Below are 15,197 nucleotides of genomic sequence, written 5' to 3' on the forward strand. Positions count from 1 at the left end.
TGTGCAGTCATTGTCTATGCCGTCACATACTTCGGGATTGCCGGGGAAACGCGCCGCGTTGTTGTCATCGCAGTCTCCAGCACACCATAATACTCCGTCATGGTCCGCGTCCTTGTCAGTGCTGAAGTCCAGCCTGCCGTCGCAGTTGTTGTCCTTGCCGTCGCATATCTTCGGCGCTCCGGGATAGACTTTGTTGTCGTTGTCGTTACAGTCCGTTATAGCACCTTTTGGACATGATGCGTCTCCAGGGCTGCCGTAACCGTCTCCGTCCACATCAGTACAGGCCGCGTAAACTGGCGCGGCAGCGAGGCTGAGTACAAACAAGAAAAACAAGACCACAAGAAAAAAACGATGCTTCAACATAATACCCTCCCTCTTTTTTTAAGATATTTAATTTTTATAAAACTTTTGTCTTGAGATCTGATTGGTCCCCCGCGTTAAAGAAAAAAAGGGTCCCATTTTTTACAAGATCTCCCGCATACTTGCCTGTTTGAGCAAATATGCAATTATTGTGCCGAATAAAAATTTACTTAGAATTATAGAGTTACTGTTTTAGAAAGAGAAAACGATATGCCATAGTGACAAGAAAAGTGCCAGGTTGGCATAAAATGAAATTCAAAAATAATTGATTCGCACACAGTCATCCTCATTCCCTTCCTTATCGAAGCGCAGGTTTTCACTGTTAACAACTTTAGCTCATTCTCCTGATTTGTCAATATGCAGTTATATGCTATTAAAAATTATTAATGGATTTTGATGTGTGAATGGAAGAATGTATAAATTTTGGTTAATATATTGCCCATGATCATCGGCGTACCAAAAGAAATAAAAGAACATGAGTACAGGGTCGCAATTACTCCGTCCGGGGCCGGTGAACTTGCCGAAGCCGGTCACAAAATCATAGTTGAAACATCAGCGGGCGCTGGAAGCGGTTTTGCCGACGAGGATTACCTGCGGGCTGGCGCGCAAGTTTTCGAAAGAGATATAATATTCCCTGATTCCGATCTGATTGTAAAAGTTAAAGAACCTCTGCCTTCCGAATACAATCTGCTCCGAGAAGGACAGGCCTTATTCACATACCTCCATCTTGCCTCTAACCCGGGGCTTGTGAGTGTCCTGATGAAAAAGAAGATTGCCGCCTTTGCTTATGAAACGCTCGAGGCAAACAGCGCCCTGCCCCTTCTCAGGCCGATGAGCGAGATCGCCGGAAAGATGGCTCCTGTTATCGCCGCATACTACCTTCAAAAAATTCACGGCGGCGAAGGTCTGCTTTTTACGGGTGTGGAAGGTGTCCCTGCCGCAAATGTCCTTATTCTTGGCGCAGGGGTTGTCGGGGTGAGCGCATTGAAGGTTGCTTACGGCATGGGGGCCAATGTAACCGTAATAAATAAGGGCGCTGACAAACTGCGCCAGATAGACGAAATGTATTCCGGCAATGTAAAAACTCTGATGTCAACAAGTGACAATATCGAGGCGGAGGCGGTCAAGGCTGATGTGCTTATCGGGGCTGTCTACGTCACAGGGGCAAAGACGCCGAAACTCGTCTCAAGAGAACTTGTTGCAAGGATGAAAAAAGGCGCGGTCATTGTTGACGTCTCGGTCGATCAGGGCGGATGCGTAGAGACAACAAGGCCGACAACGCACAACAACCCCATATATTCGGTTGACGGTGTCATTCACTACACTGTCGCAAACATGCCTGGAGCATATCCGAGGACATCCACCCTGGCGCTCACAAGTAAGACGATTGAGTACATTAAACTCCTCGCAAAGGACGGCGTTGAAGCTTCTGCAAAAGAAGAGCATCCCTTAAGAAGCGCACTGAATACTTATAACGGCAATATCATGAATAAGGCAGTTGCCGGGTCAATATGAAAAACATCTTCCCGTCATTGCTGGCAAAGCGAAACAATCTCTTTTGGGGACCGCTAATAATTTTCTCAATAATCCTTTTTTGTAATGTTGCCAACGCCGGCACCGGGATCGGGACCCACGCCGGATACGGCGCGATCAAATACGAGGAAGAAACTTCCTCCCCTGGCGCTGACCATGAATCCACATCAACGCTTAGTACAATCCTCTTCGGAGTATCAGGAGAATATTCTTTTTCGAAACAGGCAAACTTTTTTACCGGTCTTACTACCGACTGGGCGATTGGGCTTACTGATGATGAAACACATAAAGAAAACGGGGCGAAATTTCAAACAAACGATTTAAATATCTTCGGACAGTTTTATGACATACGGTTTGGTTATAAAAATGGTGTGGGAAACCTTTATTACAGGATGTATGTCTCAGGCGGATGGGACGGGATGCGGCTTAAAAGAAGCAGCGTCGTTGAACAGGACATTGAAAAACCCGGCACAACTTCTCAGGACATCAGCCTCTGGCGCACAGGCGGTGGCTTCGGCATGGGATATAAATTCGGCGATTGGGCTCTTGACGGTAGGGCGGCTTATGCTTACTACCCGAAGGGCACAGTAAAAAAGAAAAACTCCTCTGAGATCAAATTCGATACAAACGGGACCTGCCTTGACCTCGGCGCAGGGTTGGCCAATGAAATTACGCGGAATGTAAATTTTTATTTCGGCGGCAGTTACACACTCATCAAACTGGATGGAGTTGTAAAACACGGGGAGGTTCTGCCCGACAGCAAAACACAGATCATAGTCGGCGTCGCCAACCTGACGTATGCGTTTTGATCACTCTATCTCTGACCGCGCTCCGAATTTATAGAGTATATTGGCCATCAAACAAAATCCCGTGAACGCGAATATCAGCAGGTTCACTCCCACAAGCCCTGTCAGTATCAGCCACCACTTGCTGACAACAGCGGCGAGTATCGTCCCGGTGAGGGAGAATATTCCCGCCAGCAGCCAGATCAATCTTTCCAGATACCATTTGTCTGTTCTTGCGATATACATTGTTTACGCCTCCATTTTTTCAAAGGCGAGGCAGCGCCTCGCCCTACAATTTAAAAGGACGGGTTTACCCCGCCCCGAACCCTTTTTTTGTATTCATAGTACAGCACAGGCACAAGTGTCCTTGAAAGCAGAGTTGACGCCACTTCACCGGCCATCAGGGCGATTGCCATTCCCTGAAAGATGGGGTCAAAGAGTATGACCGACGATCCCACGACTACGGCTGCTGCTGTAAGAAGCATCGGCCTGAACCTTATTATTCCCGCCTGCACCACCGCTTCCTCAAGAGGCATTCCCTCACCGAGTTTCAGCTCGATGAAATCCACCAGTATGATGGAATTCCTCACGACTATTCCGGCCCCCGCGATAAACCCTATCATAGACGTAGCGGTGAAAAACGCGCCCATAAGCGCATGGCCCGGCAGAATGCCGACCAGGGAAAGAGGGATCGGCGCCATGATCACAAGCGGCGTAATAAAAGACCTGAACCAGCCGACCACCATTACGTAAATAAGGACCATCACAGCTGCAAAGGCAATCCCCAGGTCCCTGAAGACTTCATATGTGATATGCCATTCGCCGTCCCATTTCATCGAGTATTTATCTTCAAGCTCCGGCTGCGTTGTGCTGTGCTGCTTTAATTCATAGCCTTCAGGGAGTTTAATTTTCTGCACCTCCTGCTTCATCTTCATGATTGCGTACACCGGGCTTTCCGCTGTGCCCGCAACCTCGCCTGTCACGTAAACGACCTGCTTCAGATTCTTCCTGTATATGGTTTTGTCCTCGATGCCCTGCTGGACCCTAACAAGTTCGGAAAGGGCGACAGGCGCTCCTGATGACGACAAAAGCGTTGTCCCCTTTAGGTCCTCAATGCTCGACCGTTCGGCTAAAGGCGTCCTGATAAATATCTCAACCGGCTCCTTTGCATTTTCAATGTGCAGCAGCCCGGCGGACATTCCGGAAAGCGACATCCTGAGTGTTTGGGCAACAGCGTCTGTGCTAATGCCGTGGTAGGCGGCCTTCTCCTTGTCAACAATGAACGTGTCTTTCCTCTGGTCATCCTCAACATACCAGTCTACGTCCACTACACCGTCTGTTTTCTCAAAGACATTTTTTATCTCTTTGGCAATTTCGACCTGCCTTTTATAATCCGGTCCGTAGACCTCGGCAACCAGCGTGCTCAATACCGGCGGGCCGGGCGGGACTTCTTCCACTTTTATATTGGCGTTGTACCTAACGCCGATCTTCTGTATCTCGGGCCGCAGCCTTTTTGCGATGTCATGGCTCTGCGATTTTCTTTTACCTTTGGCGACAAAGTTTACCTGTATGTCCGCGACGTTGCTGCCGGAGCGGAGAAAATAGTGCCGCACAAGGCCGTTGAAATTAAACGGCGCAGACGTCCCGATGTAGGTCTGATAATTTGTGACCTCAGGGACTTTTTTCAGGTATTCTCCGACCTCTCTTGATACAAGCGCGGTCTGTTCAAGTGTGGTGCCTTCCTGCATGTCAATGATCACCTGAAGCTCGCTCTTGTTATCAAAGGGCAGCATCTTGACCGTGACCAGTTTCAACGGCACTAACATTATTGCGCCGCCGAAGAGAAGAAATACCACAATGAAGGCGATGACCTTTTTGGTATTGCTTTCGAGAAGCCCACGCAGGTTTTTTTCATAAAGATGATTAAGCATTGCAAATATTTTGTGCTCTTTTTCGTCCGCGTCAGAGCCCTGTTTTGTTTTCTTTAATACGATAAAACTCAGCCACGGGCTGATGATGAACGCAATCAAAAGGGAAATCAGCATCGCGGCGGACGCGCCGATGGGGATCGGACGCATGTACGGCCCCATTAATCCGGACACAAACGCCATAGGCAAAAGCGCGGCGATGACCGTGAAGGTCGCAAGTATTGTCGGGTTCCCAACTTCATCAACTGCCTGCACCGCTGTTTCGGGAGAGACGCCTTTCAGCCTGAAATGCCTGTGGATGTTTTCCACAACGACTATCGCGTCATCAACTAAAATACCAATGGAGAAGATGAGCGCGAAGAGCGTCACCCTGTTAAGCGTGTATCCGTACATGTAGTTAACAAGGATTGTCAGCGCGAGTGTAACAGGCACAGCCACGGCTACGATAGCTGATTCACGCAGACCCAATGCGATAGCGATCAGGATAGTAACGGAAATTGCGGCGATAAGCATGTGCTCAAGGAGCTCATCGGATTTGTCCTTTGCCGTGTCCCCGTAATTTCTCGTGGTCGTCACTTCTATTCCGCCGGGAATTATGACACCCTTCAGCGCCTCTGTCTTTTCAAGCAGTCTCTCAGATATGTGTGTTGCATTCGTGCCCTTCTTCTTGGCGACTGAAATGGTAACGGCATCGTATTGTCCCGTAAGGGCGGGTTTCAAACCCGCCCCTGCATTATCCGCAGCCTGACCAAAACCCATAAGTACATAATTCGCCGGTTCCTCAGGCCCGTCTTTTATCTCCGCAACGTTCTTCAGATACACGGGCCTTCCGCTATAAACTCCAACCACAACATTGCCCACATCTTCCGCAGTCTGAAGCAGACCGCCTGCTTCTATAACAACCTCTTCATTTTTATTCTGGAACTTCCCGGAACTGAGCGAGGCATTCGCACCCTGAAGCATTTGCAGTATCTTTAATGAAGAAACATTGTATGCCTTTAAGCGCGACGTGTCGGGTATTACCCTCAACTGTCTTTTCTGCCCCCCGATGACCTTTACCTCGGAGACCTCCGCGTCCTTTTTTAATTGGTCCGCAAGTTCATTGGCGACTTTTCGTAATTGATAACCGTCGTAGCGTTCACTCCAGAGTGTAAGCGTCAGGATAGGCACATCATCAATGGACCTGGGCTTAACAAGAGGCTGTGAAACACCTGGGGGTATCCTGTCATAATTGGACATCAACTGGTTGTAGAGCTTTACAAGGCTCTTCTCCATGTCCTCGCCGACATAAAATCTCACTATGGAAACAGCCGTGCCCGGCTTTGATATTGAATAAATATACTCGACGCCCTTTATCTCCCAGAGGAGCTTTTCCATCGGCTTTGCCACCTGGTCATTTACTTCTTGTGAAGAAGCGCCCGGATACTGAACAAACACATCCACCATGGGAACAATGATCTGCGGCTCTTCTTCCCTCGGCGTAATGACGACCGCGAATATCCCAAGCAGCAGCGCAGTGATGATTATCAAAGGCGTCAGCTTTGACTGTAAAAATGTCTTTGCTATCCGTCCCGCTATTCCTGTCCGTTCCATTTAGTAACCTTCATTAGTTTTTATTAAGACCAATCCACAGATTTCACAGATTGCGCAGTTTAATAAAAAATACTGCTACTTAACATCTGTGTAAATCTGCGTAATCTGCGGATGAAATTTTAGTTGCCTGCAACCTTTCCCCCGTCAACCGCCTTCTCAACCCCTTTCACGATTATCCTATCACCGGCATTGAGTCCCGAAAGTATCTCTGTTATTCCGTCTGCGCTCTTTCCTGTCTTTACAAGCCTGAATGTAATAATGCCGTCCTGATCTACCGCGTAGACTGCCTTCAATTCACCTCTTGATACAATCGCGCCTTCAGGAATGAACAACCCGGACTTTTTCCCGATCGTGAACTTCGCCCTTGCGTAGAAACCGCCCTGCAATGGTTTTGCACTTTCACTGATATCAATCTTGACAGTAAAGGTCCGCGTAAGCGGATCGATCTGCCGGACCACCTCGCCTACCCTGCCGCTTGTTTGTACACCGATAGCGTCAATTACGATATCGACAGGCGTGCCTGTATTTATGAAAGACAGCAGGCCCTCATCAACAGGGACTTCAACCCTGTACACGGGCTCTTCAATAATAAATAATGGAGCGCCCGGGGCGGTCATGCTGCCGGTATCGATCTTCTTCTCAGAAACAATTCCGTTAAGCGGGGACCTGATAACGGCGTAACCCTTAAACGCCTCTGCCTCGTTCAGCCCCGCCTCCGCGCGTTTCAACCCTTTCTGCGCCCTTTCATACTCAAGCGCCGCAATATCTTTCTTTGTCTTTATCTCGTCGAACTCCTGCCCGGAGATGGCCTTTTCATCAAAAAGTTTTTTGTAACGCTCAAAGGTTTTCTCCATCAGGTTTTTGTTCTCGCCCGCCATGCTGAGGCCTCTTTGTGCTTCCTCAAACGCCTCTTGCGCCGCCTGGACCCTGGCGCTGATATCAGGGGCTTTTATGACAAGAAGGACATCATCTTTTTTCACCCTGTCCCCTGGCTTCACCTTTATCTCTTTTACCTCGCCCATGATCTGCGCCGAAACGAGCGCGGTATTCCTTGACCTGAGCGTCCCGGACGTTTCGTAATAGTCATTTCTCTCGGACAATCTCACTTCCTCAATGCCGACTTCCTTGACAAGAGGTCTTTTTACTTCATTCTCGCCCGGCTTTATTTTTTCACCACAGGAAATTATGAATGCATTTATGATTATGATCCCGGCAATAACAATGAACTTCTTCATCAACAACCTCCTCTTCATCTTTATTCCAACCCCTAATCCCCAACCCCTAATCCCTTTAACAGCATCCCGCTCTGGTAATACAGGTCCACTATTGAATTAACGTACTCATTTTCAGCTTCCAGGTTTTTTGCCCTTGCGTTGTCGAGCATGACCTGAGTATCGAGCAAATCAACCACGGGAGCAAGCCCGTTCTCATACCTTGTCCTTACAAGCCTGAGGGCCTCCGCTGCGTCTTCGAGCGCGGCCTTTGAAAGAGAGAGCGTCTTACCCTTCTCCCTGATCCTTATGTAAGCCTCATTGACCCTGAACTGTATCTCCTGTCCCAATCCTGAAGCGCGCTGCTTCATCTCATTTGCATCAGCCTCCGCCTTTTTGACCTTGTGATACAAAGAGGCGTCAAAGAGGTTCCATCTGAGAAACGCCGTGAATACATAGCTCTCTCCTTCGGAGGCGAAAGGGCTTTTATGGTCATTCAGCAGGTAACTGCCTCCGATGCCGATCTCGGGGAGGAAGATCGCTTTTTCCATTTCTACATTTTTCATGGTGTTCTCGTATCTCAGATTAACGGCCTTCAGGTCTTCCCTCTGATTTGCGGCTTCAAGATAAACAGTCAGGTCATCCAAGACCAAAGATGGTTTCTCATCAACAATATCAACCGGACCGGCGCTGCCGGTAACTAATCCGAGCGTCCTCATTGCAATTTCAAGATTCCCCTCCGCCTTTGCCATCATAACTTCGGCGTTCTTTATTCCTGCATCCGCCCTAAGCACGTCTGAATACAGGCCGAGTCCTGTGTCGTATCTCAGAGAAGCAAGGCGCTTGTGTTCCTGCGCGTCATTCAACGCCGATTGCGATATCCTTAAATATTCCTTTGCCGTCTGGATCATAAGCGCGCTCCTTACAACATTACGCGCCACTTCACTTTTCGCCCTTTCAAACTCGGTCTTCTTAGCGTCCAGTTCTCTTTCCGAAAGGTTGATCCCATAGAAGATCCTTGGAACGAATACCGGCTGCTCGAAGCTGAATGAGGTCTGAAAGTCGGATATGTCATCAGGATGGTTAAGCGAGTCTATGGCAAAGTCCTGCTGGGTAAAACGCTCCTGGTTGAGCTTCGCCATAAAACCATAGGTCGGGTTGTCCGTCCGTGTAAACTTCTCCTCAATGCTTAGCTTTGGATAAAGGTGGCTCTTTGCCATATTTGAATCTTCCTTCTGAGACTGGACAGTCCAGTTGAAGGCCTTTAATTGCGGGTTGTTTTCAAGAGCAGCGCTTATGGCTTCCCTGAGTGTCAGTGTTTCAGCGGCTGACGCATTTACGCCACAGATTACACAGATTGCAAAAATAAGAAGTTGAGATGTTATGAAGTTATGAAATTGTGAAAAGTAATGTAAGGTTTTTTCTCTCATTTTCTTAACTTCCCCACTTCTCATTTTCTATCTCCCTTCATCTTTCGTTCCTTTAATTTCATGAATTCAGTCAGGGTCCTCATGTCGCACCTGCCTGCCTTCTTCTGAAACGCGGTGCATTCGGCAAGCGTTTGCAGGTCCTCTTTAAATCTTGTATCAGATTTCAGAAGAGTACGCAACAAAACAAGCACGGCAACTTTATCTTCCGCGATGTCGCTCCTGATACTGTAGAACCTGAGCTTGCCGTCCCTTCTCTCATCAAGAAAGCCGCCTTTATACAACAATGAGAGGTTCCTCGAAACAAGCGGCTGCGACGCCCCGATGATCCCCATGAGCTGGCACACGCTCAACTCCTTCCTGTCAAGAAGCATCAGTATGCGTACCCGCAGCTCATCGGTGAGAAGCTTAAAAACCTCAATCGTGTTTTTCATATCAACATATTAACATGTGTTTATATGTTTGTCAAGAAAAAATAGGCTGGGGAGAAAAGATGAGGTGTGATTCCTGAATCCGGAATGACAAAGCTGCTTTTACAACTTCATATTCTTATCAATCATCGGCTTGAAAGGCTTCGGCTCGTGGTTGATGAATTCGTTGAAGCCGTTAAGGAATTCAATCAACCGGTCCATATCAACTCTTCCGTCAATTAGCACCGGGTTGTGCCGGTGAGATGACAGGTATTGCATGTCTTCCCTGAGGGACGATGAACCTGCCAGACGCAGCATTTCGTATTTTTCAGACTCACTGATCAGCGCCATATTTCATCCTCAGTTCTCTTAACTGGTCACTTAGTCCGAAAAGTGAAAAGTATTCCTCAAGAAGGGACCAGTCAATGCTTGTTTTATTAAAGACAAGAAGAGCTTCTATGTCAGCCATATCGGAAGCTGTTCTGTCCTTGTTGTTGGCAATGGCCTGCACCTTGAAGCCTATCAGGTCTTCGACTTTCAACACTCTTACAGACAGGGTTTCGCCGAAATATTTTTTCTCTTCCGCCCTTTGAAGCATCTTTAATGAGGGCGACCTGAATGCATGGAGAAAATCCACTTCTCCGAATACCTTTACAGGTGAAAGATATTGCGAAACGTTCTCGCTTTTGTATCTGCATTCATATCCGAGTCCTTTCATGATGCCGTCAATCTTCTCCATGTCGTCACGCTGTACGAGAAAATCCATATCCACAGTACCTCTCGGTACTCCCCATGCCGCAAGAGCAAATCCACCCATTAGTGCATACTGAATATTCTGCTCCCTGAATAACGTAAGAAGTTTATCAAGAACAAGTTTAAAGTCCATGTGTTATGGAGAAATTATTACAAAGCGCAGAGGTGAAAGTAAAGATGTTTTTTTGCAGGAGTGATTTTTACGGATGAGATTTCGGACATATATGAATTTAGAGGCTTAACGAGAAGTTTTTACTGTGACGTAAGACTACAGAAAGTAATCGCACTTGTCCCAGGGCGGGTTTATGATCTCCAGTCCCATTTTAACCGCCAGGTTATGCGGAGGGGCTTTCCTCAGCCATTTAACTTTGCATTGCAGGTTCAGGGTCTCCCCTGAAACAGGCTGGAATGTCAATTCAAGTTCTGCGCCGGGTGGAATAGCTATCTCCGTTTCCGACGGGGAAATTATAATCCCTACGCCGCTTTCGGAAAGATCGTCTATTACCCCGTCATAGCTTTTGCCTTCATATATTATTTCAGCTTTATACCCGGCAACTATCCTTTTAAAAATTCTTTTTTCCATTTCAAGTTGATTATAGCAAATAGTAATTAATTTGTTGCCTTTATCCCAAGAAAAGTTATCAGCCACGAATTGACTCGAGTTGCCTCGAATTGTAAAAACTTGACCGGATTAATTTATTTGTGTTCATTCGTGCATATTCGTGGCAAAATTACTTACTCTCACAATTCATAAATTGTCTCATCCACTTTTGGAACTTGCCTTCTGCTTACCTTTTTCTCTCCCTCAATAAACGGTTCCTCTTTTTCCAGGATATCGCCCATCTCCGCCTCGATCTTTTCGGGATCTTCCCCCTGTTCCATACGGCGCAGGGCTTCTTCCATTCCCTGCCCCAGATTAATGCCTGTGGCCTCAGAAAGTTTTTTCATCAGCCTGGCTGCCTGCCGGGGATCGTCTTCGTTGATCTTGCCTGCCTCGCCGGCAAGCATGGACATCGCCTTTTCCATCTTTGCTTCATCTATTTGAGGCATGCCACCGGCAGCTTCCCCTTCGCCCTTCCCGCCTGAGACCGGGGAGAATATGGACATCTTGCGTTTCAGCTTCACTTCCTTGCAATGCGGACAGTCAGGGACCTTCTCTGTGTTGACGCTTCGGGAAAAGAAGTTGTAGATCGTGTTGCACCTTTCGCAGTAAAATTCATAAATGGGCATAGCGTCTCACCTCGCGTAATAACTTAGAATGCAAGTATTTTAGCAATTTTCAGGAAGACTGGCAAAGGGATTTATTAATTGACGCCGCGTATATTCCGTGATAGCATTTTTGCATAGTTAAAGAGGAGGACGATTATGAGAGTAAAGTGTGATACTTGCGGTGATGTCTTCGAGGAGAGTGTACATAACTTCGTCGGAATGACGTGCACGAGGAAAGACTGCGGAGGGACACTGCATTTGATCCATTCCTTATTAAAGTGCACAAAATGCGGCAATGCTTACGGCAGTCCGCCGCTGAATTGCGGGGACCTGTGTCAGGCGCCATTGGAAGGATCGACCAAGGGTTCAGTATACGCAAAATGCCTGGGGACATTACGTTACACTCCGGCTTAGAAAAGTTGATGGGAAAGATGGTGCCGAAGGCGGGACTCGAACCCGCATGGATTGCTCCACACGCCCCTCAAACGTGCGTGTCTACCAATTCCACCACTTCGGCATATCTGAGATTATTTGCGACTGTAATTATAAAACAGAAGGCGGTTTCAATACAACCCTTGCGCTTTCACTTACAAGCCGCTTAAGAATGAAGGAGAGACTGGATATAGTTTATGAAATCCACAGGGGGATTGATCAGCTCAATTCCCATGCCGATCTGGGCCCCGTTGTTAACTCCCTGCATGGCCTTTAAATTCCTTACAACCCTGCCTTTAATGAACAGCGCGTCGGAGTTCGGAAGATGCAGTTTTATGTCTATGGGGCTTCCGGCGTCAATACCCTTACTAGTTGTGATGAACAATCCGTTCTCGGACAGGTCATTTGTGATAGCAGTATTTTCAGCGGTCGAATGGAACTTCACTTCCAGGCGCTTCGGCACCCTTACAGCTTTTCTTTTATCGTTATTAACCATAGTCAAAGATACTGGAAACAGGACACATTAGTCAAGACAATTCTTAGACCGGAGCAGGCTGTCAGCCTGCGATTGAAGACCTCACAAGGTTAAGCAGAAAAGACGGGAAAACACCGAGGATTATGACCATGGCGGTTGTGACCGCAAGAGCGAAATTCAATGAAGAAGATGAGGTGAGGACCACTTCCTCTTTCGGGTCTTTCATGTACATGTACATGACAATCCTTAAATAGAAGAATGCGGAAATGACGCTGAATATGACCGCTATTATGGCAAGATACGTATGCCCTGAATTGACCGCCTCCATGATGACGTAGAATTTCCCGATAAACCCGGCGGTCGGAGGAATGCCGGTGAGGGAAAACATAAATACGAGCATCAATGCGGATGTTACGGGATGCTTCCTGGCAAGCCCCATGTAGTCCTCAAGGTTTTCGCCCTGAAAGCCCTCACGCCTCAACGAGATCACCACGGCAAAGGCGCCTACATTCATGAACATATATATCATCAGGTAATTAACTGTACTCGTAAGCCCGTCGGTTGTGCCCGCGATTATGCCGAGGAGCATGTATCCGGCGTGCGCGATGGAGCTGTAGGCAAGCATCCTTTTAATGTTCGTCTGCGCAAGTGCGATTATGCTTCCGACAGCTATTGTAATAACGGCGACAGGTATCAGTACGCTGTTCCACTGGAGCTGCATTGCGCCAAAGGACTCAAACAACACCCTGCCCATTACCGCAAATCCCGCGGCCTTGGGCCCCACGGACATAAAAGCGGTTATCGAGGTCGGAGCGCCTTCATATACGTCGGGCGCCCACATGTGAAAAGGGGCCAGGGCGATCTTGAACCCGAAGGCCACTATCATGAATATCATCCCAAGAAACACGATCGGGTTGTCAACGATGTTCAATGACTGAAGCGCAACCGCTATCTCTTTTATATTGGTAGTCCCTGTCATTCCGTAGGTGAGTGAAATGCCGTAAAGCAAAAACGCAGAGGAAAAAGCGCCTAAAAAGAAATATTTAAGGGCCGCCTCATTTGAGCGGGGCTGCTTCCTGATAAGGCCTGCCAGGATGTAAGTGGAAAGCGCCATCAGTTCGAGTCCGAGGTAGAGGATTATCAGATCAGCGGCTGAGGCCATGAACATCATGCCGGTAGTGGCAAAAAGGATCAAGGCGTAATATTCTCCGAAGGACGACTTTTCTATTGTCATGTATTTAAGCGAGATACAGATCGTCAGGATGATGTTGATATAGAAAATCAGCTTGAAGAAATTGGAGTATCCGTCCAGCACGAACATGCCGGCAAATACGTTTTGGGGCTGGTTAAAAACATACAGTTTATATGTGGCATATAAAGCAACAAGCGTCCCGGCAATGCCGACAACCGCAATGACTTCCTTTTTCTTGACAACAAGGTCTAATAAAAGCAGTATCAACGCCACGCATACGAGCGTAAGCTCAGGCATGATCATAGTCATTTCAAACAAGTAGTTCGCCATGTCCATCAGAAAATCTCCATAAGATGTTTTGCTATCAGGCCTTCGCCTGCAAAAGCGTGCGTGTTTATATGTTTAAGTAAATTCTCCACTGTAGGGTGCATATAGCTCAGAAACACCTCCGGATAAAATCCGATCACGAAGATAAGCGCGAACAAAGGGGCCAGTGTAATCACTTCCCTCAGGTCTAAATCCCACAGAGGATGATGGCCCGGTCCCCAGTTGGGGTTCGGGGTTTCAAAGAAGACCCTTTGATAAAGCCACAACATGTAGCCCGCGCCCAAGATAACGCCTGTTGCCGCGAGCACGCCGAATAATTTCTGCGCCTTGAACGCCCCGAACAGGATCAGGAACTCGCCGATGAACCCGTTCGTGCCCGGCAGCCCTATTGAAGCAAAGGTAAGAATTATGAAGAGGCCCGCGTACCACGGGACTAGAGTGGCGAACCCGCCGTAATCAGCGATCACCCTCGTGTGGGTTCTCTCATAAATAATTCCTATCATTAAAAACAGCGCGCCTGTGATGATGCCGTGGTTGAGCATCTGCAGTATCCCGCCTTCCATCCCCTGTGAATTCAGGGCGAATATACCGAGCGTAACATAACCCATATGGCTGACACTGGAATACGCGATAAGGCGTTTCAGGTCTTTCTGTGCGAGGCAGACCAGCGCGCCGTACACAATTCCGGTAACGGACAATATAAGCATCGGCGTCATAAAAAATCTTACCGCGTCAGGGAACATCGGCATGGAGAACCTTAAAAATCCATAAGCCCCCATCTTGATCAAAACTCCGGCAAGAATAACGCTGCCCGCAGTCGGCGCTTCCGTGTGAGCGTCAGGCAGCCACGTATGAACAGGGAACATCGGGACCTTTACGGCAAAAGCCGCAAAGAACGCGAGGAACAGCCAGAACTGAAGCTTCACGGGATAGTGGACTGTGCCCAGCGTTAAGATGTCCAACGTATTTCCGCCCGCGAAATACAGCACTATGATACCGACCAGCATGAGCACGCTTCCCACGAGAGTGTAAAGAAAGAACTTTATCGCAGCGTAGACCCTGTTCGGCCCTCCCCACACGCCTATTAAAAGGAACATGGGAATAAGCATCGCCTCCCAGAAGATGTAGAAGAGAAAGAAATCCAGGGAGACGAACACACCTGTCATCGCGGCTTCCACAATGAGAATGGCTATGTGAAATTCCTTTGCCTTGTTCTCTATCGCCTTCCACGAGACAAGGACGCAGAGGATACTAAGTAATGTCGTCAGAAAGACGAACAGGACGCTGATACCGTCAACGCCGATAAAATAATTTATGCTCCACGAAGGTATCCACTGGTGCCTCTCCACAAACTGCATCTTGTAAGTTGTCTTGTCAAAGTTGGTCAAAAGGGGCAGTGAAATTACAAAAGTGGCCATTGTCACAAGGAGTGTGGTCCACCTTATCATGGCGGTGTTTCTCATAAAGAGCAGAAGCAGTGCGCCTAACACAGGCAGGAACACCGTGTAACTCAGTACCGGATAATTCAGTTGATTAAGAATCACATTTTCCATTCAATTACC

General features: G+C 47.8%; 16 protein-coding genes and 1 tRNA gene. 3 read left to right on the forward strand and 14 right to left on the reverse strand.

Translation table 11 applies throughout. The features are described 5' to 3' along the window. Window positions 1–363: putative metal-binding motif-containing protein (locus tag HZB61_09240; protein ID MBI5056784.1), on the reverse strand; the 363-nt coding region annotated here is incomplete at its 3' end. Between the two features lie 438 nt (window positions 364–801). Between HZB61_09240 and ald the strand changes: the two genes are divergently transcribed. Beyond that, window positions 802–1,875 carry an alanine dehydrogenase gene (gene ald / locus HZB61_09245; protein MBI5056785.1) on the forward strand — a complete coding sequence of 358 codons (1,074 nt, stop codon included), beginning with the start codon at window positions 802–804 and terminating at the stop codon, window positions 1,873–1,875. After that, a complete protein-coding gene (locus HZB61_09250; protein ID MBI5056786.1) occupies window positions 1,872–2,702 on the forward strand; it encodes a hypothetical protein in 831 nt (276 codons plus the stop codon). The genes ald and HZB61_09250 overlap by 4 nt, the downstream gene beginning before the upstream one ends. Here the strand turns inward: HZB61_09250 and HZB61_09255 are convergent, their stop codons facing one another. The 9 genes from HZB61_09255 to HZB61_09295 form a co-directional block, all read right to left on the reverse strand. After that, complete coding sequence (locus tag HZB61_09255) at window positions 2,703–2,924, reverse strand: DUF2892 domain-containing protein (GenBank protein ID MBI5056787.1); 222 nt, start codon at window positions 2,922–2,924, stop codon at window positions 2,703–2,705. It abuts the gene before it with no gap. Window positions 2,925–2,974: 50 nt separating this feature from the next. Beyond that, window positions 2,975–6,199, reverse strand: coding sequence for an efflux RND transporter permease subunit (locus HZB61_09260; protein MBI5056788.1), 3,225 nt, complete (start codon window positions 6,197–6,199; stop codon window positions 2,975–2,977). A 119-nt stretch (window positions 6,200–6,318) separates the two neighbouring features. After that, window positions 6,319–7,434 (reverse strand): efflux RND transporter periplasmic adaptor subunit, encoded by a 1,116-nt coding sequence (locus HZB61_09265; protein ID MBI5056789.1) that lies wholly within the window; start codon window positions 7,432–7,434, stop codon window positions 6,319–6,321. A gap of 32 nt (window positions 7,435–7,466) precedes the next feature. Further along, the gene (locus tag HZB61_09270) at window positions 7,467–8,840 is read right to left on the reverse strand and encodes a TolC family protein (GenBank protein ID MBI5056790.1); all 1,374 of its coding nucleotides are present in this window, start codon (window positions 8,838–8,840) and stop codon (window positions 7,467–7,469) included. 20 nt (window positions 8,841–8,860) lie between these two features. Then, window positions 8,861–9,271, reverse strand: coding sequence for a winged helix-turn-helix transcriptional regulator (locus tag HZB61_09275; protein ID MBI5056791.1), 411 nt, complete (start codon window positions 9,269–9,271; stop codon window positions 8,861–8,863). 99 nt (window positions 9,272–9,370) lie between these two features. Then, window positions 9,371–9,598 carry a hypothetical protein gene (locus tag HZB61_09280; GenBank protein ID MBI5056792.1) on the reverse strand — a complete coding sequence of 76 codons (228 nt, stop codon included), beginning with the start codon at window positions 9,596–9,598 and terminating at the stop codon, window positions 9,371–9,373. Next, window positions 9,582–10,133 carry a nucleotidyltransferase family protein gene (locus tag HZB61_09285; GenBank protein ID MBI5056793.1) on the reverse strand — a complete coding sequence of 184 codons (552 nt, stop codon included), beginning with the start codon at window positions 10,131–10,133 and terminating at the stop codon, window positions 9,582–9,584. Before HZB61_09285 ends, HZB61_09280 begins: the two co-directional genes overlap by 17 nt. 135 nt (window positions 10,134–10,268) lie before the next feature. After that, a complete protein-coding gene (locus tag HZB61_09290) occupies window positions 10,269–10,583 on the reverse strand; it encodes a PilZ domain-containing protein (protein MBI5056794.1) in 315 nt (104 codons plus the stop codon). A 158-nt stretch (window positions 10,584–10,741) separates the two neighbouring features. After that, window positions 10,742–11,230 (reverse strand): zinc ribbon domain-containing protein, encoded by a 489-nt coding sequence (locus HZB61_09295; protein ID MBI5056795.1) that lies wholly within the window; start codon window positions 11,228–11,230, stop codon window positions 10,742–10,744. Window positions 11,231–11,365: 135 nt separating this feature from the next. Here HZB61_09295 and HZB61_09300 point away from each other — a divergent pair, with 135 nt between their 5' ends. Further along, on the forward strand, window positions 11,366–11,623 hold the full coding sequence (locus HZB61_09300; protein ID MBI5056796.1) for a hypothetical protein: 258 nt from the start codon (window positions 11,366–11,368) through the stop codon (window positions 11,621–11,623). Window positions 11,624–11,641: 18 nt separating this feature from the next. On the opposite strand, the gene HZB61_09305 is transcribed toward HZB61_09300, so the two are convergent. From HZB61_09305 to HZB61_09320, 4 genes are all read right to left on the reverse strand, one after another. Continuing rightward, window positions 11,642–11,726 (reverse strand) — tRNA-Leu (locus tag HZB61_09305). Window positions 11,727–11,807: 81 nt separating this feature from the next. After that, window positions 11,808–12,137, reverse strand: coding sequence for a PilZ domain-containing protein (locus tag HZB61_09310; GenBank protein MBI5056797.1), 330 nt, complete (start codon window positions 12,135–12,137; stop codon window positions 11,808–11,810). A gap of 61 nt (window positions 12,138–12,198) precedes the next feature. Beyond that, window positions 12,199–13,644: an NADH-quinone oxidoreductase subunit N gene (locus HZB61_09315; GenBank protein ID MBI5056798.1), complete on the reverse strand. Its 1,446-nt coding sequence runs from the start codon at window positions 13,642–13,644 to the stop codon at window positions 12,199–12,201. Then, on the reverse strand, window positions 13,644–15,188 hold the full coding sequence (locus tag HZB61_09320; GenBank protein ID MBI5056799.1) for an NADH-quinone oxidoreductase subunit M: 1,545 nt from the start codon (window positions 15,186–15,188) through the stop codon (window positions 13,644–13,646). Before HZB61_09320 ends, HZB61_09315 begins: the two co-directional genes overlap by 1 nt. Between the last annotated feature and the right edge of the window lie 9 nt (window positions 15,189–15,197).

The sequence above is a fragment of the Nitrospirota bacterium genome (genome assembly GCA_016214845.1).
In the GTDB taxonomy this organism is placed as follows: domain Bacteria; phylum Nitrospirota; class Thermodesulfovibrionia; order UBA6902; family UBA6902; genus SURF-23.

Coding starts and splice junctions, on each gene's coding strand:
- ald (MBI5056785.1), top strand. CDS start 802: ATGATCATCGGCGTACCAAAAGAAATAAAAGAACATGAGTACAGGGTC.
- HZB61_09250 (MBI5056786.1), top strand. CDS start 1,872: ATGAAAAACATCTTCCCGTCATTGCTGGCAAAGCGAAACAATCTCTTT.
- HZB61_09255 (MBI5056787.1), bottom strand. CDS start 2,924: ATGTATATCGCAAGAACAGACAAATGGTATCTGGAAAGATTGATCTGG.
- HZB61_09260 (MBI5056788.1), bottom strand. CDS start 6,199: ATGGAACGGACAGGAATAGCGGGACGGATAGCAAAGACATTTTTACAG.
- HZB61_09265 (MBI5056789.1), bottom strand. CDS start 7,434: ATGAAGAAGTTCATTGTTATTGCCGGGATCATAATCATAAATGCATTC.
- HZB61_09270 (MBI5056790.1), bottom strand. CDS start 8,840: ATGAGAGAAAAAACCTTACATTACTTTTCACAATTTCATAACTTCATA.
- HZB61_09275 (MBI5056791.1), bottom strand. CDS start 9,271: ATGAAAAACACGATTGAGGTTTTTAAGCTTCTCACCGATGAGCTGCGG.
- HZB61_09280 (MBI5056792.1), bottom strand. CDS start 9,598: ATGGCGCTGATCAGTGAGTCTGAAAAATACGAAATGCTGCGTCTGGCA.
- HZB61_09285 (MBI5056793.1), bottom strand. CDS start 10,133: ATGGACTTTAAACTTGTTCTTGATAAACTTCTTACGTTATTCAGGGAG.
- HZB61_09290 (MBI5056794.1), bottom strand. CDS start 10,583: ATGGAAAAAAGAATTTTTAAAAGGATAGTTGCCGGGTATAAAGCTGAA.
- HZB61_09295 (MBI5056795.1), bottom strand. CDS start 11,230: ATGCCCATTTATGAATTTTACTGCGAAAGGTGCAACACGATCTACAAC.
- HZB61_09300 (MBI5056796.1), top strand. CDS start 11,366: ATGAGAGTAAAGTGTGATACTTGCGGTGATGTCTTCGAGGAGAGTGTA.
- HZB61_09310 (MBI5056797.1), bottom strand. CDS start 12,137: ATGGTTAATAACGATAAAAGAAAAGCTGTAAGGGTGCCGAAGCGCCTG.
- HZB61_09315 (MBI5056798.1), bottom strand. CDS start 13,644: ATGGACATGGCGAACTACTTGTTTGAAATGACTATGATCATGCCTGAG.
- HZB61_09320 (MBI5056799.1), bottom strand. CDS start 15,188: ATGGAAAATGTGATTCTTAATCAACTGAATTATCCGGTACTGAGTTAC.